This window comes from Gilliamella sp. Occ3-1 (assembly GCF_001690655.1).
GTDB classification, from domain to species: Bacteria; Pseudomonadota; Gammaproteobacteria; order Enterobacterales; family Orbaceae; genus Gilliamella; species Gilliamella apicola_P.
Genome location: NZ_LZHQ01000027.1, coordinates 103,795 through 127,411, shown reverse-complemented (window position 1 = coordinate 127,411; position 23,617 = coordinate 103,795). Strand labels below are relative to the sequence as shown.

The window sequence follows — 23,617 nt, the reverse complement described above, 5'->3', positions numbered from 1 at the left end:
GCATAAAATTAAAGTGTTGATTTAATAGCATCCTTCGGTCTATAAGATTTCACTATTTGGTCATAGGTTTCAATATAAGGTCCTTCTAGTAGTTGTATACAATAAGGGATACTAGCAAATATGCCACTCACAATAACATTACCTTGATCATCTTTAACACCCTCAAGTGTTTCTTTAATTGATTTTGGTCTACCAGGTAGGTTGATGATTAGACATTTTTTGCGAATAACACCAACTTGCCTAGATAAAATAGCAGTTGGTACAAAATGTAAACTGATCTGACGCATCTGTTCGCCATAACCTGGCATTACACGATCAGCGATAGCTAATGTTGCATCTGGGGTTACGTCTCTAGTCGCAGGACCTGTTCCACCAGTAGTTAAAATTAAATGGCAATGTAGACTATCAACAAGTTCACATAATGTTTGTTCAATAACAACTTGTTCATCTGGAATAATATGGTTTTCGGTTGTAAATGGTGTTTTCAGTGCTGTTTGCAACCATGATATTAATGATGGTATGCCTTCATCTTGATAAATGCCACTTGATGCTCTATCTGACACTGAAACTAATCCAATCTTAAACATGATACTTATTCCTTAAGCAATAACTTAGACGCAGATTGATAATTAAAGATACGTTATTAGTATTTAATTAATAATATGTGTTTTATTTTAGAAATTATAATTTATTTATATTGATATAAATAAAACTAAAAAGCTCTTTACAATGATTGATTATATTGTTGATTCATTAAACATGATAGCATATTATTAAAATAACAATTGATTCACTTAGGATATATTCATGCCATCAATTCCTGCACTTGAGTTAATCTCACTCAAAAAAATCTATAAAAACGGTGTAGAAGCATTAAAAGGTATCGATTTAATTGTACAAGCTGGCGATTTTTATGCTTTGCTAGGACCAAATGGTGCTGGTAAATCAACAACTATAGGTATTATTAGTTCATTAGTGACTAAAACTTGTGGGCAAGTAAAAATCTTTGGTTACGACTTAGATACCGATATTGTAAATGCTAAAAGACAATTAGGGATTGTACCGCAAGAATTCAATTTTAACCAATTTGAAGAAGTGTTACAAATAGTCACTAATCAAGGTGGTTATTATGGATTGCCCCGAAAAATCGCATTAGAGCGAGCCGAAAAATATTTGCGAGTTTTAGATTTGTGGGATAAACGCCATAGTCGAGCTAACCTGCTATCAGGTGGAATGAAAAGGCGATTAATGATAGCCAGAGCTCTCGTGCATGAACCTAAATTATTAATTCTTGATGAGCCGACTGCAGGCGTTGATATTGAATTACGCCGTTCTATGTGGGATTTTTTACGTGAAATCAATCGTCAAGGTATCACAATTATTTTAACCACACATTATTTAGAAGAGGCAGAAATGCTCTGTAGAAATATTGGTATTATTCAGAGTGGGAAATTGATAGCAAACTCATCAATGCGTGAGCTATTGGCGAAAAACCAATCTGAAACAATTGTTATTGATTATGTGGCGACGCCTAAGCAGATTGAGTTAAATGGCTATAATTATTCCGATGTTGAGCCTGGGATGTTGGAAGTGAAAGTAGATAAACAAAATGGATTAAATCAATTATTTGAACAATTAAATAAACAAAATATTAAAGTTATCAGCGTACGAAATAAAGCGAATCGATTAGAAGAGTTATTTGTTGAGCTGTTGCATAGTGATACTAAACAAAAAGGTGGCATTAATGAATAATTTATATTGGATTGCCTTAAAAAGTATTTGGCGTAAAGAAGTAACCCGATTTTTAAGAATTTGGATTCAAACCTTAATTCCACCTGTTATTACCATGTCGCTTTATTTTATTATCTTTGGTAATTTAATTGGTTCTCGTGTTGGCGACATGGGCGGTTTTAGCTATATGGAATTTATTGTTCCAGGATTAATAATGATGTCAGTAATTACTAATTCCTATACCAATGTTTGTTCATCATTTTTTAGTGCTAAATTTCAACGTAATATTGAAGAAATATTGGTGGCACCAGTACCAACGAATATTCTTATTCTAGGATATGTCGGTGGAGGTGTGATGCGCGGTATTTTAACGGGTATTTTGGTTACTATCGTATCGCTATTTTTTGTTCGCTTTGATGTACATTCTTGGTTGTTTGTTATTTTTACATTGCTATTGACCTCGATTTTATTTTCATTAGCAGGTCTACTTAATGCAGTATTTGCCAAAACGTTTGATGATATAAGTATTATTCCAACATTTGTGTTAACACCATTAACTTATCTTGGTGGTGTTTTTTACTCAATTACTATGTTACCAACTTTTTGGCAATCGGTATCGAAAATTAATCCCATCGTTTATATGATTAACGGTTTTCGTTATGGATTTTTGGGCGTGTCAGACGTGCCGTTATGGATCACTTTTTCAATGCTAATTTTATTTGTGACTGTACTTTATGTAATTGCATGGCGACTGATTGATAGAGGGCTAGGATTGAGAAGTTAATTAAAGTTAGGAAATAGTAATTAACCGCCGATTATTGTATCGGCGGAATAATATTAGCTACTGTGCACCAGCAACAGCTTCCTTAGCCATTTCAGTGATTTTAGAAAAATCACCTTTTGCTATGGCATCCGTTGGAATAAACCAAGTTCCACCAACACATAGTACATTATTAAGTGCCAAATAATCACGGTAGTTTTTAGGATTCACACCGCCTGTAGGGCAAAACTTCATGTATCCGCAAGGTCCAGAAAATGCCTTTAATGCTGCAACTCCGCCATTGATTTCAGCTGGGAAGAATTTTAATGCCGTTAAACCATATTCTTGGGCTTTTAATAATTCAGAAATAGTTGCAATACCAGGAATAACAGGGATAGGGCCTGCAACTGCCGCTTCTAAAATAGCATCGGTAATTCCTGGTGTAATAACAAACTCTACACCAGCTTCAGTAACCTGTTTTAGTTGTTCAACACTAGTTACTGTTCCTGCTCCTACAATTGCTTCAGGAACTTCTTTGATGATTTTCTTAATTGCTTCAATCGCACAAGCTGTTCTTAACGTTACTTCCAGTACCTTCACCCCGCCAGCAATCAGAGCTTTAGCTAGTGGTACAGCATCCTCAATTCGTTCAATAACGATAACTGGAACCACAGGTCCAGTGGTTAAAATTTCTTCAGCACTTCGTTTCCATTTTTTCATTTGTTTCTACCTATACCTTATTGGTACTTAAATAAAGAAATAATCCCTAATAAATAGGGATTATTTTGTTATTCATAAATACCTAATTTCTTTTCTAAATAATGAATATTTGTGCCGCCTTTTTGGAAACCCTTATCGTTCATAATATCAATATGAAGATCAATATTGGTTTTGATCCCATCAATAACCAGTTCGGCTAACGCATTTTTCATACGTGCTATAGCGACTTCACGTGTTTCACCATAAGCAATTAATTTACCAATCATTGAGTCATAGTAAGGTGGGACACTATAACCAGCATAAATATGCGATTCCCAACGAATGCCGAAGCCACCTGGTGCATGGAAGCGAGTGATTTTTCCTGGTGATGGCATAAAAGATTTGGGATCTTCAGCATTAATTCTACATTCAATCGCATGACCTTTAATTTCAATATCACTCTGTTTAATTGAAAGTGGTTTGCCGGCTGCAATTAAAATTTGTTCCCTAATTAGATCAACTCCGGTTATCATTTCAGTAACAGGATGTTCTACTTGAATACGGGTATTCATTTCAATGAAATAAAATTCGCCATTTTCAAATAAAAATTCGAATGTGCCAGCTCCTCGGTAGCCAATCTCGATACATGCATTAACGCAACGCTCACCGATGAATTTACGCATTTTAGGTGTAATACCAACAGCAGGAGCTTCTTCAACAACTTTCTGATGCCGTCTTTGCATTGAGCAGTCTCGTTCACCTAAATAAACTGCATTTCCTTGACCATCAGAAAGTACTTGGATTTCAATATGACGCGGATTTTCAAGGAATTTTTCCATGTAAACCATATCATTGTTGAAAGCAGTTTTGGCTTCTAACTTAGTCATTTTAATTGATTGTTCAAGATCTTTTTCTTCACGAACAATACGCATACCACGACCGCCACCGCCGCCAGAAGCTTTAATGATAACAGGATAGCCAATTTGCTTGGCAATTTGTTTATTAATTTCAATATCGCTACTTAGAGGACCATCTGAACCAGGTACACAAGGAACACCTGCTTTTTTCATGGCGTGAATTGCTGATACTTTATCCCCCATAAGGCGAATAGTATCCGGTTTAGGGCCAACAAAAATAAAACCAGATCGCTCAACTTGTTCAGCAAAATCTGCATTTTCAGATAAGAAACCATAACCAGGATGAATTGCAGCTGCTCCGGTTACTTCCGCAGCTGAAATTAATGCAGGAACGTTAAGGTAACTTTTTACTGATGCTGCTGGACCAATACAGACGGTTTCGTCTGCAAGTAATACATGTTTTAAGTCTTTATCTGCCGTAGAATGAACGGCGACAGTTTTTATTCCAAGTTCTTTACATGCTCGTAAGATACGTAGAGCTATTTCTCCACGATTCGCAATAAGAATTTTATCAAGCATATTCAATCTCTTAATCGTATTGTCAATAATAAATTCAGATTATTCAATAATGAATAGTGGCTGATCAAATTCAACTGGTTGACCATTTTCAACCAATATGGCTTTTATTGTACCAGCTTTTTCTGATTCAATTTGGTTCATCATTTTCATCGCTTCAACGATGCAAAGCACATCGCCAACATTTACTGTTTGGCCAATTTCAACAAAAGCTTTTGATTCTGGGCTCGGTGTACGATAAAAAGTTCCAACCATTGGGGATTTAATTGTTGTACCATCAGTTACCACATTATCAGTTACAACTTCTGTTTGAACGGTTGGAGCAACAACAACAGGAGTTGGTTGAGGAATTTGAATATTTTGTACTGGCGCCGAATAGTTTGTAGTAGGAGCAGCACGACTAATACGAACTGATTCCTCACCTTCAGAAATTTCAAGCTCTGAAATACCTGACTCTTCAACTAATTCAATTAATTTTTTAATTTTGCGTATATCCATGAATTACACCGTGTTTATTTGATATAAGTAACAATTATTTAAATGCATCCTTATTATCGGCTAAAGGTATTCTTTAGTCGGTAATAAAGTTGTAACTCAATATTAACGCGGAAGAATACACTGTAAAATGGTTTTTGTCATTATATATCTCCTTTACAAACACTTGTTATACTATTTTCTAGGTATTATTTTATAAATGCGATACAATATTAACTGTCAACTACTATTAAGGTTTACTATGGTTTGAAAGGATTAAATAATATTCTATTTATCCTAAATAAATAGAATATTATTTATTTTTTGATTCCATGGTGGTTTTAAATACTAAATTATACTTAAACAAGATTAATTCTAGGAAGAGTTTTTATTATGTTAAAAAAAGTTCGTGGCTTGTTTTCAAATGATTTATCGATCGATTTAGGTACAGCAAACACACTTATTTATGTAAAAGGGCAAGGAATTGTATTGAACGAACCTTCAGTTGTAGCGATTCGCCAAGATCACCGCACCGGTACCCCAAAAAGTGTTGCTGCTGTTGGGCATGCTGCGAAACAAATGTTAGGGCGAACACCTGGTAATATAGCAGCTATTAGACCAATGAAAGATGGTGTCATTGCCGATTTTTCTGTTACTGAAAAGATGTTGCAACACTTTATTCGTCAAGTTCATAGTCATAGCTTTTTAAGACCGAGCCCACGAGTGCTTGTTTGTGTTCCTGTAGGTGCTACACAAGTTGAACGTCGAGCTATTCGAGAGTCAGCACTAGGCGCAGGTGCTCGTGAAGTATATTTAATTGAAGAGCCAATGGCGGCAGCTATTGGTGCTGATTTACCTGTATCTGCGCCTACTGGTTCAATGGTTGTTGATATTGGTGGTGGAACTACCGAAGTTGCTGTCATTTCACTAAATGGCGTTGTTTATTCCGCATCTGCTCGTATTGGTGGCGATCGATTTGATGAAGCAATAATAAACTATGTTCGCCGCAACTATGGTGCTTTAATTGGCGAGGCTACTGCTGAAAAAATCAAACATTTTATTGGTAGCGCTTATCCAGGTGATGAAGTCCTTGAAATCGAAGTTCGTGGGCGCAATCTTGCTGAAGGTGTGCCGCGTAGCTTTACTTTAAACTCTAATGAAATTTTAGAAGCACTCCAAGAACCATTAAGTGGTATTGTTAGTGCGGTTAAAGTTGCATTAGAACAGTGTCCTCCTGAGCTCGCTTCTGATATTTCAGAACATGGTATGGTATTAACTGGTGGTGGTGCTTTATTACGTAATATTGATAAGTTATTATCAGCTGAAACTGGCATTCATGTTGTGGTGGCTGAAGATCCACTAACATGCGTTGCTAGGGGTGGTGGTAAAGCGTTAGATATGGTCGATATGCATGGCGGTGATCTATTTAGTGAAGAGTAATTAATAATTTATTGTTATTTAATTTCATGTTGATAAAGCAAAGTAAGCATGTATCTCATATTTTCCTCCGCCGACAATGTGTCGGCGGAGTCGTATATTAGAATAATTAGAATTTGAGCATAAAAAGGTAAGTAAAGGACAATGAAATTACTTTTTTCTAAACGTTCGCCTCTTAGTGTACAATTATTTACTTCTCTGGCATTAGCCTTGGCTCTAATTGTACTTGATGTCAATTATCGACCATTTAAAGAAATTCGTTATTATTTAGATACCATCATTTCGCCACTATATTTTGTTTCAAATGCACCAAAGTCGTCGTTTGATTCTCTTTATGAGATGTCCAAAACAAGAGAAACATTAATAAATGAAAATGCAAATTTACATGCGGACTTATTACAACAAAAAAACGATCTATTATTACTTGAGCATTTAAAACATGAAAATGCTAGACTTCGCGAATTATTGGGCTCACCTTTAAGACATGATGAACATAAAATGGCTGCTCAAGTATTACTTACAGACACTGATCCTTATGTTTACCAATTTGTTGTAAATAAAGGTACACAAGATGGTGTTTATGTTGGGCAACCTGTCGTGGATGAAAAGGGAATTGTGGGTCAAATTTATGAAGTAGCTAAATCAACCAGTCGTGCAATTTTAGTATGTGATTATCAACATGCAATACCAGTACAAGTGCTAAGAAACGATATTGGCATGGTTGCTGTAGGTAATGGATGTAGTAATGATTTAACATTGGAATTTATGCCTAATAACGTTGATATAAAAGTCGGTGATGTTTTAGTTACCTCGGGACTTGATGGGCGTTTTCCTGAAGGATATCCGGTAGCCGTAGTTAGTTCAGTAAAACTTGATATTACAGATGCTACTCCTGTTATTACAGCTACACCTACAGCTGATTTGAAACGCTTACGTTATTTATTATTGTTGTGGGGAAATCAAGGAGTAAAACATGAGGGCTCGTAATCGAATAATAATTATTTGGATGACGTTATTAATTGGCTTATGTTTACAAATCATTCCGTGGTCTGAATCATATAATATATTTAAACCACATATACTAATTCTCATTTTTGCTTATTGGTTGATTGCTCTTCCTCATCGGGTTGGGATTGGTACTGCTTTTGTATTTGGGGCAATAATGGACCTGTGTACTGGTTCGATTTTGGGGACACATGCTTTGATTTATTCCTTTATTGCTTACTTGCTTGTTTTTAAATTTCAATTGATACTCAATTTAGCGTTATGGCAACAGTCATTTATCATCTTTGGGGTATCAGTATGCTATAATTTACTGGTATTTTTACTTCAAGTCAGTATTTATCATACTATAACTATATCACCATTGATTTTGATATCAAGCTGTATTGATGGTCTATTATGGATTGTCATCTATCCATTTTTGCGACTAATAAAGCAAAGCTTTGCTATCAATTAAAAGGGAATCTTATGTCTGTTGAATTATTAATGAATGTAACACCATCTGAAACTCGGGTTGCTTATATTGAAAATGGTGTATTGCAAGAAATCCATGTCGATCGCGAGTCTAAGCGGGGTATTGTTGGGAATATTTATAAAGGTAAAATAATTCGTATTTTGCCTGGTATGCAAGCCGCTTTTGTAGACATTGGTCTTGATAAAGCTGCCTTTTTGCATGCATCTGATATTATGCCTCATACTGAGTGCGTATCAGATACAGAGCAAGAACAATTTCAAGTAAAAGATATCTCTGAACTTGTCCGCCAAGGGCAGGATTTAATGGTACAAGTGGTTAAAGATCCATTGGGAACTAAAGGGGCAAGGCTTACAACCGATATTACTTTGCCATCACGTTATTTGGTATTAATGCCTGGATCAAATTCTGCGCATGTAGCCACTTCACAACGCATAGAAAGTGAACAAGAACGTGAAAGATTAAAAAATATTGTTGGGCAATATGTGACAACAGAGGCTGGTTTTATTGTTAGAACAGCTGCAGAAGGTGCAAGTGCGCATGAGTTAGAGCAAGATGCTAATTTTTTAAAGCGACTTTGGACTAAAATTCAAGAACGTATGGCTCGTCCAGCAAGTAAAAATCTTGTTTATGGGGAATTGGCATTATCACAACGTGTATTGCGAGATTTTGTTGGTGATCCTATTGACCGAATTTTGGTGGATTCAAAATTAACTTATGATTTGTTAATTGAATTCACACATGAATTTATGCCCGAAGTGACCAATAAACTATCTCATTATCGTGGTAATATTCCTATTTTCGATCTTTATGATACCGAAAATGAGATTCAAAGAGCATTAGAGCGTAAAGTCAAATTGAAGTCTGGCGGATATTTAATTATTGATCAAACCGAAGCCATGACTACTATTGATATCAATACTGGTGCATTTGTAGGGCATCGAGATTTAGAAGAGACGATTTTTAATACTAATATTGAAGCAACAATAGCGATTGCCCGTCAATTACGTTTGCGTAATTTAGGAGGGATTATTATTATCGATTTTATCGACATGCAAGAAGATCTGCACCGTGAACGGGTGTTACAATCGTTGCATGATTCTTTATCTAAAGATAGGGCTAGAACAACTGTTAATTTATTTTCGAGTTTAGGATTGGTCGAAATGACCCGCAAGCGAACACGTGAAAGTATAGGGCATATACTGTGTGAAGAATGTCCAGCATGTAAAGGTCGTGGCATGGTTAAATCGGTAGAAACAGTTTGCAACGAAATTTTACGTGATATTGTTCGTGTTTATAAAGCTCATCACTCTGAATACTTTTTAGTTTATGCATCGACTGCTGTAGCTAATGCTTTAACTAATGATGAATCTCATGCTTTAGCTGAAGTTGAGGTGTTTGTGGGTAAACGCGTTGAAGTAAAAGTTGAACCACTTTATATTCAAGAACAATATGATGTTGTATTAATGTAGAAGCAATGTCTTGTAAAAAAGTTTCCGGTAACTATACGTTTCAGTATAAAAATAATGAAAGTTAAATAATTGTTATGATCAACTAGTTATAATTGATTATCAAAAAACTTCTATTAACAATTAGAATTTAAGGAATTTATGATAGTAACTCAAGTGAGTGAACGACTACTCAATCCAAACAATCTAAGCCAACAAGATCTTTCGCATTTACTTGATATGCTGAGCTCAAGGAAAATTGATTTTGGTGACTTGTATTTTCTATCTGGTTATTATGAAAACTGGTTACTTGAAGATGGTATTATAAAAAATGCCTCATTTCACCGTGACCAGGGTGTTGGCGTTAGGGCCATTGTTGGTGAAAAAACAGGGTTTGCTTATACTGATCAGCTTTCATTAGCGAGGTTAGAACAAAGTATATTAGCAGCCAATTCAATTACTAAAATACAAACACCTATCAAAGTGACGCCATTTAAATCTGCTCAAGCAGCATCTATATACTCGTCAATTAATCCGATCAATTCTTTTTCTAAAGAACAGAAAATTGAATTGTTGCAACAAATTGACCACTTAGCACGCTCAATCGATCCTAGAGTTATTGAAGTTTCAGCCAGTTTGACTGGAAGTTATGAAGATATTTTAATAGCAGCAACTGATGGTATATTAAAAGCTGACATTCGTCCTTTGGTGCGTTTATCCGTTTCAATTTTGGTTGAAAAAGAGGGTAGACGTGAGCGAGGAAGTAGTGGGGGCGGTGGTCGATTTGGGTATGAATATTTTTTAACAATCAACCCAAAAACATTAGAAAGTTATGCTGACAGCTATGCCCGAGAAGCCGTGCGTCAAGCACTTGTTTCTCTTTCAGCTAAAGCTGCACCAGCAGGAACAATGCCTGTTGTTTTAGGTGCTGGTTGGCCTGGCGTTTTGTTACATGAGGCTGTAGGCCATGGCTTAGAAGGCGATTTTAATCGTAAAAACAGTTCAGTTTTTTCTGGAAAAATTGGTGAACAAGTTACTTCAGAAGTTTGTACTATTGTTGATGATGGTACGATTGAAAATCGCCGTGGCTCACTATCTATTGATGACGAAGGTACTCCAAGTCAAAAAACAGTGCTTATTGAAAATGGTATTTTAAAAGGCTATATGTTTGATAAGCTTAACGCAAAATTGATGAATACATGTTCAACTGGTAATGGTCGTCGTGAAGGATATGCTTACTTACCTATGCCAAGAATGACCAATACCTATATGTTGGCAGGAAATTCTTCTTTTGATGATATCATTAGTAGCGTCGATTATGGTCTTTATGCACCTAATTTTGCTGGTGGACAAGTAGATATCACCTCTGGTAAGTTTGTGTTTTCAACTTCAGAAGCTTACTTAATTGAAAAGGGAAAAATAACAACTCCGGTTAAAGGTGCAACGTTAATTGGTTCAGGTATAGAAACTATGCAGCAAATATCTATGGTAGGTAATGATCTAGCATTAGATTCTGGTGTAGGTGTTTGTGGTAAAGCAGGGCAGAGCGTACCTGTTGGGGTTGGGCAACCCACTTTAAAAGTAGATAATTTAACTGTTGGTGGTACCATTAACCACTAATAATACATTAATGGGATTTAAAAAATAGATGGAAACAATAATTACACTTTATCATGCGTTTGTTAACATGGATATAGTAACGCTTTCAAATCCTAATGTGCTATGGACACTATATGGAATGTTGTTTGTTATTATTCTTTTAGAAAATGGCGTTTTACCGGCGGCTTTTTTACCTGGAGACAGTCTATTATTCCTAACAGGTGTATTAATTAGCCAAAATGTATTTCATTTTGGTTTAATTAATTTTATTTTAATTGCTGGTGCAGCTTTAGGTACTTGGTTAGGATATGCTCAAGGACTATGGCTTGGTAATACTAAGCTCGTTCAAGGTTGGATGGAGCATATACCTGAAAAATATCATCATAAATCGGAAGTATTGTTCCATAAGTATGGCTTACAAGCGCTATTTATTGGGCGATTTATTGCTTTCGTACGGACATTATTGCCAATGATGGCGGGATTATCAGGGCTACATAGTCAAAAATTCCATATTTATAATATAATCAGTGCTACATTATGGATTTTCTTGATTGTGACATTAGGTTACCTATTTGGGTTATCACCAATTTTCAAGGAATATGAAAAGCAAATTATGTCTCTGCTAATGCTAATACCGGTTTTATTGTTAGTGCTAGGGTTACTTTTTTCAATTTTTCTTGCTGTTAAGCGCTCTTTAAGCAATAAAAAACAATCTAAAATTGGATTAAATAATAACAAGAAGTAGAAAGTGAAATTAACCGATAAGCCGGGTTCTGTCGTGGACAATCATTCCTCTAGACTAATACTCACGCATTAGCTCAAGCAGTCTACCCGGATTCAACGCGGGCCACGCCAATGAATCCCTATTTGACCTTGCTCCGAGTGGAGTTTACCGTGCCACAACTGTTACCAGTTGCGCGGTGTGCTCTTACCACACCCTTTCACCCTTACCTGATCTTATAAAATAAGCCATCGGCGGTTTACTCTCTGTTGCACTAGTCGTGAATTTTCGCTCTCGCCAAAATCCCCCAGGCGTTACCTGGCACTCTGCCCTATGGAGCCCGGACTTTCCTCCCCTTTGTTTGTTTCTTTATAAAAACAACAAAGCAGCGATTGTCTGGTTAATTTCGTTGATGAGTATAACCTAAAGCGCAATTTTGTCCAGAGCTGTCTTATCTATAGAAGATAGATGAGTGAAGTTTAAACATTTGTAAGGTAATGTAACTGAATGGAATTGAAATATCAAATTTATAGCACATCTTATTAGTGATGAGCTATAAAACAGAATTTATTACCATTTTTTCTGTTTTTGGATTTCGTCATAATTAAACCAAGTTACTACACCCTTTGAGATAATAACATCAAGCTTTCGTTCAATAAGATTGTATTGTGTTTCACCAATTAGTATATGACTAGTTGAACTTTTTTTTATATAATTATATGTCCATTGCATTTCATTTGAATTAATTGTTTTACTACTTGTTGGCTCGCCAAAAAGATTAATAATCTGTGATTCAGTTGTTGAACCTTCGACTATATTATTTACTTTTTGCTTATTTAATGGCGTTCCCTGCTCTACGAAATTTTTTTGTGAACAACTTGATAACATTATGATAGATAAGCATGCAAAAACAAACTTTTTTAGATTTTTCATGTATTATTGCCTAATGTAAGTAGCCTTTATTAATATTTGCCAATAATAACACATGTAGGGCAACGTTCAAGATTAGCTCGTATTTTATTATTGGCAAAATAAAGCAATATTCAATTAGGATAGAGTCTTTAATACTAAAAAGAAAAAAAGTGCCTATTTTATTTCTTTAATTTTCTATATTTTCTTCATTATTTCTTTTTGTAAATTATATATTAACCAAAAATTATTTCTTGTTCTGTCGTAGCACACGTTTTATTGGTTGATTTGTACTTGAATTAATATAACGACTCGGCCAAATTTCATGAGGTTCTAAATTAAGCTCTTTTGCAATAATAACCTCTCCTTTTGTCCATGGTCTAACTAATGCATTGCTAAGCGTTGATGAGCTTAAACCTGATTTGCGTGATAGATCTGCAAGTGTTGTTCCTTTCTTTTTTAGGGCAGCAATAATGTCTGCAGGATGCCAATCATTAGACTTTATTTTCATTTTTTATTTCCTCTTAGTTTATAACCTTGTATATCTATGTTATGCTCTTATTTTACTAAAACGTGTAAGTTTATAATTGAACTTTAGTTATTAATAAATTATTAATAATTTTTATTTCTTATTTATTATATCAAAGTTTCTTTAATTTCTGTAATTTTTTCTTATTGTGTTGAAGTGGGATAGTAAAAATGAAAGAGTGGTTCTCGTCAAAGGAGCTATCAAATATTGTAGGGATGCCATCAACGATACAAGGGGTTAATCGCAAAGCAAGGGCTGAAAATTGGACTGCTCGAAAAAGAGTAGGTGTTCGAGGTAAAGCTTTAGAATATCATATAGGTAGTTTACCCCATAATGTCAAAAAGGCATTATATATTGAAGAAGAAAGTGCTACTTATGTTGTTTCTCCGGTCGAGCCTTTGCAACTATGGATGACTGCATTTGAACAGTTATCCGAAGAAGAAAAATCTGTTGTTACTTCGTGGTTAATGCGAAATGGTATCAAAGATTTTATTACTTTTATTAATCAACAAAAAAAAGATAATTAGTGTTATTATATAAGCTGAGATATACTTTAACGCCTGTAAAATTTAGTTACTATGGAATAAACCGATGGAAAGACAGTTTCAATTAACAAATAGTAAAGAGATTATTGCTTATTTAGCTCAACAGTTCCCAAATTGTTTTACCCTTGAAGGCGAGGCAAAACCATTAAAGATTGGAATTTTTCAAGATATTATTTCTCGTTTGGAAGGTAATGACGAACTTAGTAAAACAAAACTCCGTGCTGCACTTCGTTCGTATACAATGAGTTGGCGTTACTTATACAGTATAAAAAAAGGAGTCAATCGTGTAGATTTAGATGGTAATCCTACTGAAGTCATCAACCAAGAACAGATGGATCATGCGCAACAACAGTTGAAAGAGAGCAAAGAAAAAGCTAAAGAGCGTTTTAAAGAACGCGAAAAAGAAAAACGTAAAGCTACTCGTATGCTTCCTAAAAAATCTAAAATTTTAAAAATTGGTGATTTTGTTAAAGTTGTAGTAGGAAATAAACCTATAAAAGTACAAGTCATTAATATCGAAAAAGAGCATATTAAGGTAAAGGTTGGTGCTGGCATGGAGTTAACAGTCAAACCTGAACATATTATCAATAAGTAGAGAATTTAAATGAATAAATTACTCAATGGTATTATTACATTTAGCCTTATTTTGGGTATTTTTAGTCAAAATGTTCATGCGAAACCGCAAGCTAGTGAACAAATACCAGTTCTAAAGCAAGATGATATCCACCAAGTTGTTGCCAAACGTGTAACGAATTTTTTTACTCAATCACATTATCGTAATTTTGTTTTGGATAGTGCTTTTTCTGCTCAGATTTTTGATCGCTATTTCAAATTATTAGATAGTAATAAAGCTATATTTATTCAAAGTGATGTTGATAGCTTTGGAAATAGGCAAGAATCTTTAGGTCAAGAGTTAATTGATGGCAATTTAAATACGGCTTATGATATTTACAATCATTTTTTGAAAAAACGTTATAACCGTTATCAATATGCTCTTGAAGTTTTAAAACGCCCTATGGATTTTTCTACCAATGATGAAATTGATTTTAATCGTGAGAAAATTGCTTGGCCGACTTCAGAAAGCGAACTTAATGCTTATTGGGATAAGCGTGTTAAATATGATGAGTTGAGCTTATCTTTATCAGGAAAAGAAGAAAAAGAGATCCGTGAAGTTTTAAGTAAACGTTACAATCGCGTTTTAAAAACAATAATGCAATCAAATAATGAAGATGCTTTTCAAGTATTTATGAATGCATTTGCAAGAGAAATCGATCCCCATACTAGCTATTTAGCACCACGTAAAAAACGAGATTTTGATTCCGAAATGAGTTTATCATTTGAAGGCATTGGTGCAACATTAAGCCAGCAAGATGACTATACTGTGATTATGTCTTTTGTAACAGGCGGACCAGCTGAAAAAAGCAAGTTACTTACTATCGGGGATAAAATTATTGGAGTGGGTCAAAGTAATTCAGCGATTGAAGATGTCATTGGTTGGCGATTGGATGATATTGTCGATAAAATTCGTGGGCCTAAAGGCACTATTGTAAAACTAGAAATTTTACCTGCTGGTAATAATAGTAAGGCAAAAGTAGTTGAACTTACTCGTGATAAAATTCATTTTGAAGATAGGGAAGCAAAATTAAAGATTATTGATAATCCGCGAGGTAAAGTTGGAGTTATAGAAATACCAAGTTTCTATGTGGGATTAACAGAAAAAGTTGAAGTACTCTTATCAGAAGCAAATAAAGAAAATTTGCAAGGTTTGGTTATTGATTTACGTGATAATGGCGGTGGTTCGTTAGCCGAAGTTATCAATTTAACTGGCTTATTTATTGATACTGGACCAGTTGTTCAGGTACGTGATAATTTACAAAAAGTCATCACTTACAATGATAAGAATAAAGGTATCGAATACACTGGGCCACTTGTTGTTATGATTAATCGTTATAGTGCATCAGCATCAGAAATATTTTCTGCCGCTATGCAAGATTATGGGCGAGCATTAATAGTTGGTGAAACGACTTATGGTAAGGGAACAGTACAAACTTCTCGTAATATCTCTTATCCAATTGACGCAAGACTACATCCAAATTGGCCTGAACTTGGGGGAGCTCAATATACTATTCAAAAATTTTATCGTATCAATGGTGATAGCACTCAATTAAAAGGGGTTGAGCCAGATATTGAAATGAATAAAACTAAGTATGTTGATAAAACCGGAGAGCAATTTTTAGATAATGCACTACCTTGGGATAAAATACCGTCAGCTAATTATTTGACCATTGCCAATATTAAGCCATGGTTGCCTGATTTAGAATCGCAACATTTGACCAGAATTTCACATAATCCTGAATTTATTTATCTTGATGAAGATATCAAAAAACTTAATGATAAAAAAGATCGTCAATATATTGTTTCGCTTAATAAGAAAAAACGAGAAGTAGAACAAAAAAATAATGAGGAGCGTGATTTAAAAAGAACAAACGAGCGTTTAAATAAAGTAGGTTTACCATCAATTACTAAACTAGATGATTTACCTAAAGATTATAAACAACCTGATCCTTACTTAGATGAATCCATTGAGATACTTCTTGATTTTGCATCTAAGTATTCCAAAATTGAGGACAATAGTTCTATTAACAATGTTATTTCGTTTGATTTACCAATCGAGAAAACTAATAAATAATTGGAGATAATGTAATGGATTTAAATTTAAAATATTCTTTGATCACAACTGTTGCTGTGTTAGTTATTTTAGCAACATTTGGTTTTATTGTTTGTACGAATTAAAAAGCTTGATTAATTATTTAGTGACTATTATAGTATGCAACCTGCTTTTGAAAAGTAGGTTCTAATAATGAGGTGAGGTGTCCGAGTGGTTGAAGGAGCACGCCTGGAAAGTGTGTATACGGTAACGTATCAAGGGTTCGAATCCCTTCCTCACCGCCATAAATATTTAGTCATTAAAATATGGAACCATTAGTTCATAACGCTATAAAACTAGCTATCTAGATTATTTTAAATAGTTCGTAATTTATAGTTGTTATTTAAAATGACAAACAATACCTTCCTCTCCTAAATCATTTGGAGTTTTTATGGAAAACTTACGCACAGTTCAAGACTTTATACGCTGGACAGCATCACAACTTAGTCTATCAGATGTCTTTTTAGGTCATGGTACAGATAATCCTATTGATGAGTCTAAACAATTAATTTTAGCAACGTTAGGATTATCGTTGTTTATTCCTGAAGAATTTTATTCCACAAATCTAACTAATGATGAAAAAAGTCAAATTATTGATATTATTCAAAAGCGAATAAAAGATCGTGTACCAACCCCTTATTTAACTAACCAAGCTTGGTTTTGTGGACATGCTTTTTATGTGGATGAGCGTGTATTAATTCCTCGTTCTCCTATTGGTGAACTAATTGATAAACATTTTGAGCAAATAATATTAACTGAACCTAAAAATATTTTAGATCTATGTACTGGTAGTGGCTGTATAGGGATTGCTTGCGCTTATGAGTTTGCTGATGCTCAAGTTGATATAACTGATATTTCATTAGAAGCATTAGATATCGCCCAAACAAATATTGAGATGCACGAAATGAATTTTCAAGTTACTCCTATTTTGTCAGATCTATTTGATGATGTGCCTGAAAAACAATACGATCTGATTGTCACTAATCCGCCTTATGTTGATAGTGAAGATATGAGTGATTTGCCAGATGAGTTTTTATATGAACCTAAATTAGCATTAGAAGCGGGCTTTGATGGTTTAGATCTGGTAAAAAAAATTTTACGAGATGCGGTAAATTATTTAACACCAGCAGGTGTATTAGTTTGTGAAGTTGGTAATAGTTGGGTTAGCTTACAACAACAATATCCCGATGTCCCTTTTAATTGGATAGAATTTGAACGTGGTGGGTTGGGTGTATTCTCTATCACACGTGAAGAACTGATTCAATATCATTACTGTTTTAAATAAGCTATTTTTAATCATTGGAATAAATTTATTATGGCTGGAAACTCAATCGGAAAATTATTCAAAGTAACCACATTTGGTGAATCGCACGGTGTAGCATTAGGGTGTGTTGTCGATGGTGTTCCTCCTGGACTTGCGTTAACAGAATCAGACATGCAAAATGATCTTGATCGTCGTAGACCTGGCTCATCTCGTTATACAACTCAACGCCGAGAAGCAGATCAAGTCAAAATTTTGTCAGGCGTATTTAAAGGTGTTACAACTGGGACGAGTATTGGTTTACTTATTGAAAATAACGATCAACGTTCTCAAGATTATAGTAAAATTAAAGATATCTTCAGACCAAGCCATGCAGATTACAGTTATCAAAATAAATATGGCATACGAGATTATCGCGGTGGCGGTCGCTCCTCTGCTCGTGAAACGGCTATGAGAGTTGCTGCCGGCGCTATTGCAAAAAAATATCTACAAGAAAAGCTTGGCATTACTATTCGTGGTTATTTGGCTCAGATGGGTGATGTAAAATGTGAATTGAAAGATTGGCAACAAGTTGAACTCAATCCATTTTTTTGCGCAGATGAGAGTAAATTAGATGCACTTGAACAGCTGCTTCGGTCATTAAAAAAAGAGGGTGACTCAATAGGTGCGAAAGTTTGCATTGTTGCTGAAAATATTCCAGTAGGACTTGGCGAACCTGTATTTGATAAACTAGATGCTGATCTTGCGCATGCACTAATGAGTATTAATGCCGTGAAAGGTGTAGAAATTGGCGATGGTTTTGCTGTTGTGAATAAACGTGGTAGCGAAAATCGTGATGAAATAACACCTAAAGGCTTTTTATCTAATCATGCCGGTGGGATTTTAGGTGGTATTAGTTCAGGACAAACCATATCAGCTAGTATAGCTCTTAAACCCACGCCTAGTATAGAAATTCCAGGTAAATCAGTTAATATTTTGGGTGAAAGCGTTGAAGTATCTACACATGGTCGACATGATCCATGTGTTGGCATTCGAGCTGTACCAATTGCTGAAGCAATGGTTGCTATTGTGCTGATGGATCACTACCTTCGTTATCGAGCTCAATGTGGTGATGTAAATAAATTATGAGTTATGATCTGCTTATTTTACTTTTTCTGATTGCTGCTTTGGCTGGTTTTATTGATTCTATTGCTGGCGGGGGTGGTTTATTAACTGTCCCTGCATTACTTGCTGTTGGACTGCCACCAGCTAGTGCATTGGCAACCAATAAATTGCAAAGTTGCGGTGGTTCGTTTTCTGCTAGCCTATATTTTATCCGGCAGCATATGGTAGATTTAAAACAACAAAAATGGGCAATCGTTTTTGCTTTTGTTGGTTCAGCAATTGGAACATTATCTGTGATGCGTATCCAAGCTGATTTTTTAAAATTATTATTACCAATTTTAACTATTAGCGTTGGGTTCTATTTTTTACTTTCTCCAACTATTGGAGAAAACGACCGTAACAGTCGCCTTTCACTTATTCAATTCGCATTAATTCCTGCCTTTGGTATTGGTTTTTATGATGGCTTTTTTGGCCCTGGAGCTGGTTCATTTTATGCGTTAGCTTATATCACGTTAGCTGGTTTTAATTTAACTAAAGCGACTGCACATACCAAAGTACTAAACTTTACCTCAAATTTGGCCAGCTTGTTGTTTTTTATTATAGGGGGCGAAGTAATATGGTCAATTGGATTGGTTATGTTAGTTGGTCAATTTATAGGAGCAAGGCTTGGTGCTAAAATGGTCATCGCCAAAGGTCGTAAATTAATTCGACCAATGTTAATTACAGTTTCGACCCTTATGAGTATAAAATTAATTTACGAAAACTTTTTTTAATTACTTATAAGTTAGTAGTTTACATTTTTCTTTATCTAAAATATCTAAAGTAATTTTATTGCTTCACATTTTACCTTTCATAATTCATTGTATTAAATTTTTTGTCAAAAACTTTCCGGTAACTATATGTTTGAGTATAAAATAGCAACAAATATTTACTTCACTTAAATATTATTTAGTATATATTTGTGTCATATAAGATAGTTTGTGTTAACTCGTCCCAATATTATGAAACTTCAACAATTACGCTATATTTTAGAAATAGCACGTTCTGGCTCAATAAATGAAGCAGCTAAGAATTTATATATTACTCAGCCAAGCTTATCAACAGCGGTGAAAGATCTAGAAGCTGAATTTGGTATTGAGATTTTTGTGCGCAGTTCTAAAGGAGTTTCACTTTCACCTGATGGCGTTGAGTTTTTAGGTTATGCCAAACAAGTTCTAGATCAAGCTGAGCTATTGGAACAGCACTACTCAAAAAAAGAACCCTCTAAGCAGTTATGTAGTATATCCACTCAGCATTACGCTTTTGCGGTTAATGCTTTTGTTAATTTAATTAAAAATAATCAAACAGATGAGTATGAGTTTACGCTTAGGGAAACAAAAACATATGATATTATCACCGATGTAGCTAATTTACGTAGTGAAGTTGGTATCTTGTATTTGAATGATTTTAATCAAAAAGTGATTTTACGGTTACTGAAAGAACATAGATTAACCTTTAACCCACTTTTTGAAGCTAATCCTCATGTATTTATTAGTACTCATCATCCATTAGCATCCATGAAGTTATTATCTTTAGATGATTTAGAGGATTATCCTTATCTCTCATTTGAGCAGGGCGAGTATAACTCATTTTATTTTTCTGAAGAAATTTTAAGTACGGTTTATCATAAAAAGAGTATACACGTTAGTGATAGAGCAACCTTATTTAACCTATTGCACGGGCTTAATGGTTATACCATTAGTACAGGGGTTTTAAGTGCTGACTTAAACGGATCTGATATTCTATCAATACCGTTAGATGTAGAAGAAAAAATCCTAATAGGCTGGATCACATCACAAAAGGCTCAACTAAGCTTATCGGCTCAAAATTATATTGAGGCGCTAAAAAAACTAATTCAAGAAGAGTATGGTTTTGAACTTAAGTAAATACTGCTGTTAACTAAATAAATCAAATTGCTATTTTTATAGATTTCAGTATAATTGCATCGCTCATATATTCACTATATGGACACAGAGGAATGTCTGAATTAGAGATCGGTCATTCCATTTTTTATATTTATTTTAAGAGGTTTATTATGTCTCTAACTGTAGAAGCTAAAGCGAAAATCGTTGCCGAATATGGTCGTGGCACTAACGACACTGGTTCAACAGAGGTTCAAGTTGCTCTTTTAACTGCACGTATTAATGATTTACAAGGTCATTTTTCTGAGCATAAAAAAGATCACCACAGCCGTCGTGGTCTATTACGTATGGTGTCTAGCCGTCGTAAATTATTAGATTATTTACGTCGTAAAGATATTGAACGTTATAACCAATTGATTAAAAAACTAGGTTTACGTCGCTAATTGACAATCTACTTGAAAAGAGGCTTAGGCCTCTTTTTCGTTGTGAAAAATCGGTGCTCTGATATAATATCGGGCGTTAAAAATTATTATTTTATGTAAGCCAACAAAGTAAAGGTTATATCTCATGTTTCGCGCGACTAATGAGAGCTCTATAATTTATAGATTTGTCATTAGTCGTGACAGTGAAATAATCTTTTTGTTGTATATATCCCCACATTGTTGAAGAGAGTATCAATAAGCGTAGCGTAATGTTGCGTCCTGTCGAAATATCAAACTTCAACATAACAAATAACAAGAGGACACTATTTTGTTTAATCCGACATGTCAAAAATTTCAATATGGTCGTCATACCGTGACTTTAGAAACTGGTATTATGGCTCGTCAAGCAACCGCAGCTGTTATGGTTAATATGGATGATACTGCTGTATTTGTCACGGTTGTTGCAAATAAAAAAGTAAAAGAAGGTCAAGACTTCTTCCCATTAACAGTTAATTACCAAGAACGCACCTATGCTGCGGGGCGTATTCCTGGTGGATTTTTTAAACGTGAAGGTCGTCCAAGTGAAGGTGAAACTCTAATTGCACGTTTAATCGACCGCCCGCTTCGTCCATTATTTCCTGAAGGATTTGTTAATGAAATCCAAATTATTGCAACAGTTGTTTCTGTTAATCCCGAGGTGAGCCCTGACCTAGTCGCAATGATTGGTGCTTCTGCTGCACTTTGCTTATCTGGTGTTCCATTCCACGGCCCTATTGGTGCTGCACGTGTTGGCTTTATTAATGATGAATTTGTATTAAATCCATCAGTAAAAGAGCTTGCAGCTAGTCGTCTAGATTTAGTTGTTGCGGGTACAAAAAGTGCAGTATTAATGGTTGAATCTGAAGCTGATTTACTTACTGAAGATCAAATGTTAGCAGCGGTAGTTTTTGGTCATGAACAACAACAAGTTGTTATTGATAATATTAACGAATTTGTAGAAAAAGCCAATTGTGAAAAATGGGATTGGGTAGCACCGGCTAAAAATGAAGTGCTATATAACGCCATTGTTGAACTAGCTAAAGATCGTTTGGGCGAAGCTTATCGTATTACTGAAAAACAAGCACGTTATGCTCAAATTGATTTAATTAAAGAAGAAGTTTTAGCTGTACTAAAAGAACAAAATGAAGAACTCGATGAAAACGAAGTGATTAATATTATTGTTGAGTTGGAAAGTCAAATTGTTCGTAAGCGTGTTATTGCTGGTGAACCGCGTATTGATGGTCGTGAAAAAGATATGATTCGTGCACTTGATATCCGTACTAATGTCTTACCAAGAACTCATGGTAGTGCATTGTTTACACGCGGCGAAACTCAGGCACTAGTTACTGCAACATTAGGTACAGAGCGTGACGCACAAATCATTGATGAGTTAACTGGTGAATATACTGAACGGTTCTTACTTCATTACAATTTTCCTCCATACTCTGTTGGCGAAACAGGTATGGTTGGCTCACCAAAACGCCGAGAAATTGGTCATGGTCGCCTAGCTAAACGAGGTGTTGCGGCTGTAATGCCAAGCCGTGAAGAATTTCCATATACTGTTCGAGTAGTGTCTGAAATTACTGAGTCAAATGGTTCATCTTCAATGGCTTCTGTTTGTGGTGCTTCACTTGCTCTTATGGATGCAGGAGTACCAATCAAATCATCTGTTGCTGGTATTGCAATGGGATTAGTAAAAGAAGGTGATCAGTTTGTCGTATTATCAGATATTCTTGGTGACGAAGACCACCTTGGTGATATGGACTTTAAAGTAGCAGGTACACGCGAAGGTGTAAGTGCATTGCAAATGGATATCAAAATTGAAGGTATAACCAAAGAAATTATGCAAGTAGCACTTAATCAAGCTAAAGGTGCTCGTTTACATATTTTAGGTGTAATGGAACAAGCAATTAATAAGCCTCGCCAAGAAATTTCAGAGTTTGCACCACGTATTTATACAATGAATGTAAATCCTGACAAAATTCGCGATATTATCGGTAAAGGTGGCGCAACAATTCGGGCTTTAACCGAAGAAACAGGAACTACTATTGAAATCACTGATGATGGTACCGTTAAGATTGCCGCTTCAGATGGTAATAAAGCCAAAGATGCCATGGCACGTATTACTAACTTAGTTGCTGATGTCGAAATTGGTAAAATTTATACAGGTAAAGTAACAAGAATCGTTGATTTTGGTGCTTTTGTATCGGTTATTGGTGGTAAAGAAGGACTTGTTCATGTGTCTCAAATTGCTGAACATCGAGTTGAAAAAGTGGCTGATTATCTAAAAGTTGGTCAAGAAGTGAATGTTAAAGTACTAGAAATTGACCGCCAAGGCAGAATCCGTTTGAGTATGAAAGATGCTGTCGAACCTACACCAGAAGTTGCTTCAACAGCAGAATAAAATTATTATTCATTAGGGGA

General features: G+C 35.1%; 24 protein-coding genes, 1 tRNA gene and 1 other RNA gene. 19 read left to right on the top strand and 7 right to left on the bottom strand.

Annotation, left to right across the window (positions count from 1 at the left end):
- Positions 1 to 8: 8 nt before the first annotated feature.
- Positions 9 to 587, bottom strand: coding sequence for a molybdopterin adenylyltransferase (gene mog, locus A9G43_RS08075; protein ID WP_065608141.1), 579 nt, complete (start codon positions 585 to 587; stop codon positions 9 to 11).
- Positions 588 to 807: 220 nt separating this feature from the next.
- Between mog and A9G43_RS08070 the strand changes: the two genes are divergently transcribed.
- The gene (locus tag A9G43_RS08070) at positions 808 to 1,752 is read left to right on the top strand and encodes an ABC transporter ATP-binding protein (RefSeq protein ID WP_065608139.1); all 945 of its coding nucleotides are present in this window, start codon (positions 808 to 810) and stop codon (positions 1,750 to 1,752) included.
- Entirely contained in the window at positions 1,745 to 2,515 is a 771-nt protein-coding gene (locus tag A9G43_RS08065) for an ABC transporter permease (protein ID WP_065608137.1), read from the top strand. The genes A9G43_RS08070 and A9G43_RS08065 overlap by 8 nt, the downstream gene beginning before the upstream one ends.
- 57 nt (positions 2,516 to 2,572) lie before the next feature.
- Here A9G43_RS08065 and A9G43_RS08060 read toward each other — a convergent pair whose 3' ends face one another.
- The 3 genes from A9G43_RS08060 to accB form a co-directional block, all read right to left on the bottom strand.
- Positions 2,573 to 3,211, bottom strand: a complete 639-nt coding sequence (locus A9G43_RS08060) for a bifunctional 4-hydroxy-2-oxoglutarate aldolase/2-dehydro-3-deoxy-phosphogluconate aldolase (protein ID WP_065608135.1) — start codon at positions 3,209 to 3,211, stop codon at positions 2,573 to 2,575.
- 68 nt (positions 3,212 to 3,279) lie between these two features.
- A complete protein-coding gene (gene accC, locus A9G43_RS08055) occupies positions 3,280 to 4,626 on the bottom strand; it encodes an acetyl-CoA carboxylase biotin carboxylase subunit (protein WP_065608133.1) in 1,347 nt (448 codons plus the stop codon).
- Between the two features lie 39 nt (positions 4,627 to 4,665).
- Positions 4,666 to 5,121, bottom strand: a complete 456-nt coding sequence (gene accB, locus A9G43_RS08050; RefSeq protein WP_065608131.1) for an acetyl-CoA carboxylase biotin carboxyl carrier protein — start codon at positions 5,119 to 5,121, stop codon at positions 4,666 to 4,668.
- 369 nt (positions 5,122 to 5,490) lie between these two features.
- On the opposite strand from accB, the gene A9G43_RS08045 reads away from it, so the two are divergent.
- From A9G43_RS08045 to A9G43_RS08020, 6 genes are all read left to right on the top strand, one after another.
- Positions 5,491 to 6,537, top strand: coding sequence for a rod shape-determining protein (locus tag A9G43_RS08045; protein WP_065608129.1), 1,047 nt, complete (start codon positions 5,491 to 5,493; stop codon positions 6,535 to 6,537).
- A 141-nt stretch (positions 6,538 to 6,678) separates the two neighbouring features.
- Complete coding sequence (mreC, locus tag A9G43_RS08040; protein ID WP_065608127.1) at positions 6,679 to 7,521, top strand: rod shape-determining protein MreC; 843 nt, start codon at positions 6,679 to 6,681, stop codon at positions 7,519 to 7,521.
- Positions 7,508 to 7,993 (top strand): rod shape-determining protein MreD, encoded by a 486-nt coding sequence (mreD, locus tag A9G43_RS08035; protein ID WP_065608125.1) that lies wholly within the window; start codon positions 7,508 to 7,510, stop codon positions 7,991 to 7,993. The genes mreC and mreD overlap by 14 nt, the downstream gene beginning before the upstream one ends.
- Positions 7,994 to 8,004: 11 nt before the next feature.
- Positions 8,005 to 9,480 (top strand): ribonuclease G, encoded by a 1,476-nt coding sequence (gene rng, locus A9G43_RS08030; protein ID WP_065608123.1) that lies wholly within the window; start codon positions 8,005 to 8,007, stop codon positions 9,478 to 9,480.
- A 138-nt stretch (positions 9,481 to 9,618) separates the two neighbouring features.
- On the top strand, positions 9,619 to 11,076 hold the full coding sequence (tldD, locus tag A9G43_RS08025; RefSeq protein WP_065608121.1) for a metalloprotease TldD: 1,458 nt from the start codon (positions 9,619 to 9,621) through the stop codon (positions 11,074 to 11,076).
- 28 nt (positions 11,077 to 11,104) lie between these two features.
- Complete coding sequence (locus tag A9G43_RS08020; RefSeq protein ID WP_065608119.1) at positions 11,105 to 11,800, top strand: DedA family protein; 696 nt, start codon at positions 11,105 to 11,107, stop codon at positions 11,798 to 11,800.
- Between the two features lies 1 nt (position 11,801).
- Here the strand turns inward: A9G43_RS08020 and rnpB are convergent.
- The 3 genes from rnpB to A9G43_RS08005 all read right to left on the bottom strand — a co-directional run bounded on the left by rnpB (position 11,802) and on the right by A9G43_RS08005 (position 13,196).
- Positions 11,802 to 12,184, bottom strand: an RNA gene (gene rnpB / locus A9G43_RS08015) — RNase P RNA component class A.
- Positions 12,185 to 12,346: 162 nt separating this feature from the next.
- Positions 12,347 to 12,709 carry an outer membrane protein assembly factor BamE domain-containing protein gene (gene bamE / locus A9G43_RS08010; protein ID WP_065608117.1) on the bottom strand — a complete coding sequence of 121 codons (363 nt, stop codon included), beginning with the start codon at positions 12,707 to 12,709 and terminating at the stop codon, positions 12,347 to 12,349.
- 223 nt (positions 12,710 to 12,932) lie between these two features.
- Positions 12,933 to 13,196, bottom strand: coding sequence for a helix-turn-helix domain-containing protein (locus A9G43_RS08005; protein WP_065608112.1), 264 nt, complete (start codon positions 13,194 to 13,196; stop codon positions 12,933 to 12,935).
- A 188-nt stretch (positions 13,197 to 13,384) separates the two neighbouring features.
- Here A9G43_RS08005 and A9G43_RS08000 point away from each other — a divergent pair, with 188 nt between their 5' ends.
- The 11 genes from A9G43_RS08000 (at position 13,385) to pnp (ending at position 23,597) form a co-directional block, all read left to right on the top strand.
- Positions 13,385 to 13,741 carry a DNA-binding protein gene (locus A9G43_RS08000; protein ID WP_065608104.1) on the top strand — a complete coding sequence of 119 codons (357 nt, stop codon included), beginning with the start codon at positions 13,385 to 13,387 and terminating at the stop codon, positions 13,739 to 13,741.
- A 64-nt stretch (positions 13,742 to 13,805) separates the two neighbouring features.
- Entirely contained in the window at positions 13,806 to 14,354 is a 549-nt protein-coding gene (gene proQ, locus A9G43_RS07995; protein WP_065608102.1) for an RNA chaperone ProQ, read from the top strand.
- Between the two features lie 9 nt (positions 14,355 to 14,363).
- Positions 14,364 to 16,448 (top strand): carboxy terminal-processing peptidase, encoded by a 2,085-nt coding sequence (gene prc / locus A9G43_RS07990; protein WP_065608100.1) that lies wholly within the window; start codon positions 14,364 to 14,366, stop codon positions 16,446 to 16,448.
- A 14-nt stretch (positions 16,449 to 16,462) separates the two neighbouring features.
- On the top strand, positions 16,463 to 16,552 hold the full coding sequence (cydH, locus tag A9G43_RS10900) for a cytochrome bd-I oxidase subunit CydH (protein ID WP_141674049.1): 90 nt from the start codon (positions 16,463 to 16,465) through the stop codon (positions 16,550 to 16,552).
- A 71-nt stretch (positions 16,553 to 16,623) separates the two neighbouring features.
- Positions 16,624 to 16,711, top strand: a tRNA-Ser gene (locus A9G43_RS07985).
- 146 nt (positions 16,712 to 16,857) lie between these two features.
- Positions 16,858 to 17,751 carry a 50S ribosomal protein L3 N(5)-glutamine methyltransferase gene (prmB, locus tag A9G43_RS07980; RefSeq protein ID WP_065608098.1) on the top strand — a complete coding sequence of 298 codons (894 nt, stop codon included), beginning with the start codon at positions 16,858 to 16,860 and terminating at the stop codon, positions 17,749 to 17,751.
- A 30-nt stretch (positions 17,752 to 17,781) separates the two neighbouring features.
- Entirely contained in the window at positions 17,782 to 18,855 is a 1,074-nt protein-coding gene (gene aroC / locus A9G43_RS07975) for a chorismate synthase (RefSeq protein ID WP_065608095.1), read from the top strand.
- The gene (locus A9G43_RS07970; RefSeq protein ID WP_065608093.1) at positions 18,852 to 19,604 is read left to right on the top strand and encodes a TSUP family transporter; all 753 of its coding nucleotides are present in this window, start codon (positions 18,852 to 18,854) and stop codon (positions 19,602 to 19,604) included. The genes aroC and A9G43_RS07970 overlap by 4 nt, the downstream gene beginning before the upstream one ends.
- Before the next feature lie 228 nt (positions 19,605 to 19,832).
- The gene (locus A9G43_RS07965; RefSeq protein WP_065608201.1) at positions 19,833 to 20,756 is read left to right on the top strand and encodes a LysR family transcriptional regulator; all 924 of its coding nucleotides are present in this window, start codon (positions 19,833 to 19,835) and stop codon (positions 20,754 to 20,756) included.
- A gap of 149 nt (positions 20,757 to 20,905) precedes the next feature.
- Positions 20,906 to 21,175 (top strand): 30S ribosomal protein S15, encoded by a 270-nt coding sequence (rpsO, locus tag A9G43_RS07960; protein ID WP_034909676.1) that lies wholly within the window; start codon positions 20,906 to 20,908, stop codon positions 21,173 to 21,175.
- Between the two features lie 307 nt (positions 21,176 to 21,482).
- On the top strand, positions 21,483 to 23,597 hold the full coding sequence (gene pnp, locus A9G43_RS07955; RefSeq protein WP_065608091.1) for a polyribonucleotide nucleotidyltransferase: 2,115 nt from the start codon (positions 21,483 to 21,485) through the stop codon (positions 23,595 to 23,597).
- Positions 23,598 to 23,617 lie beyond the last annotated feature (20 nt).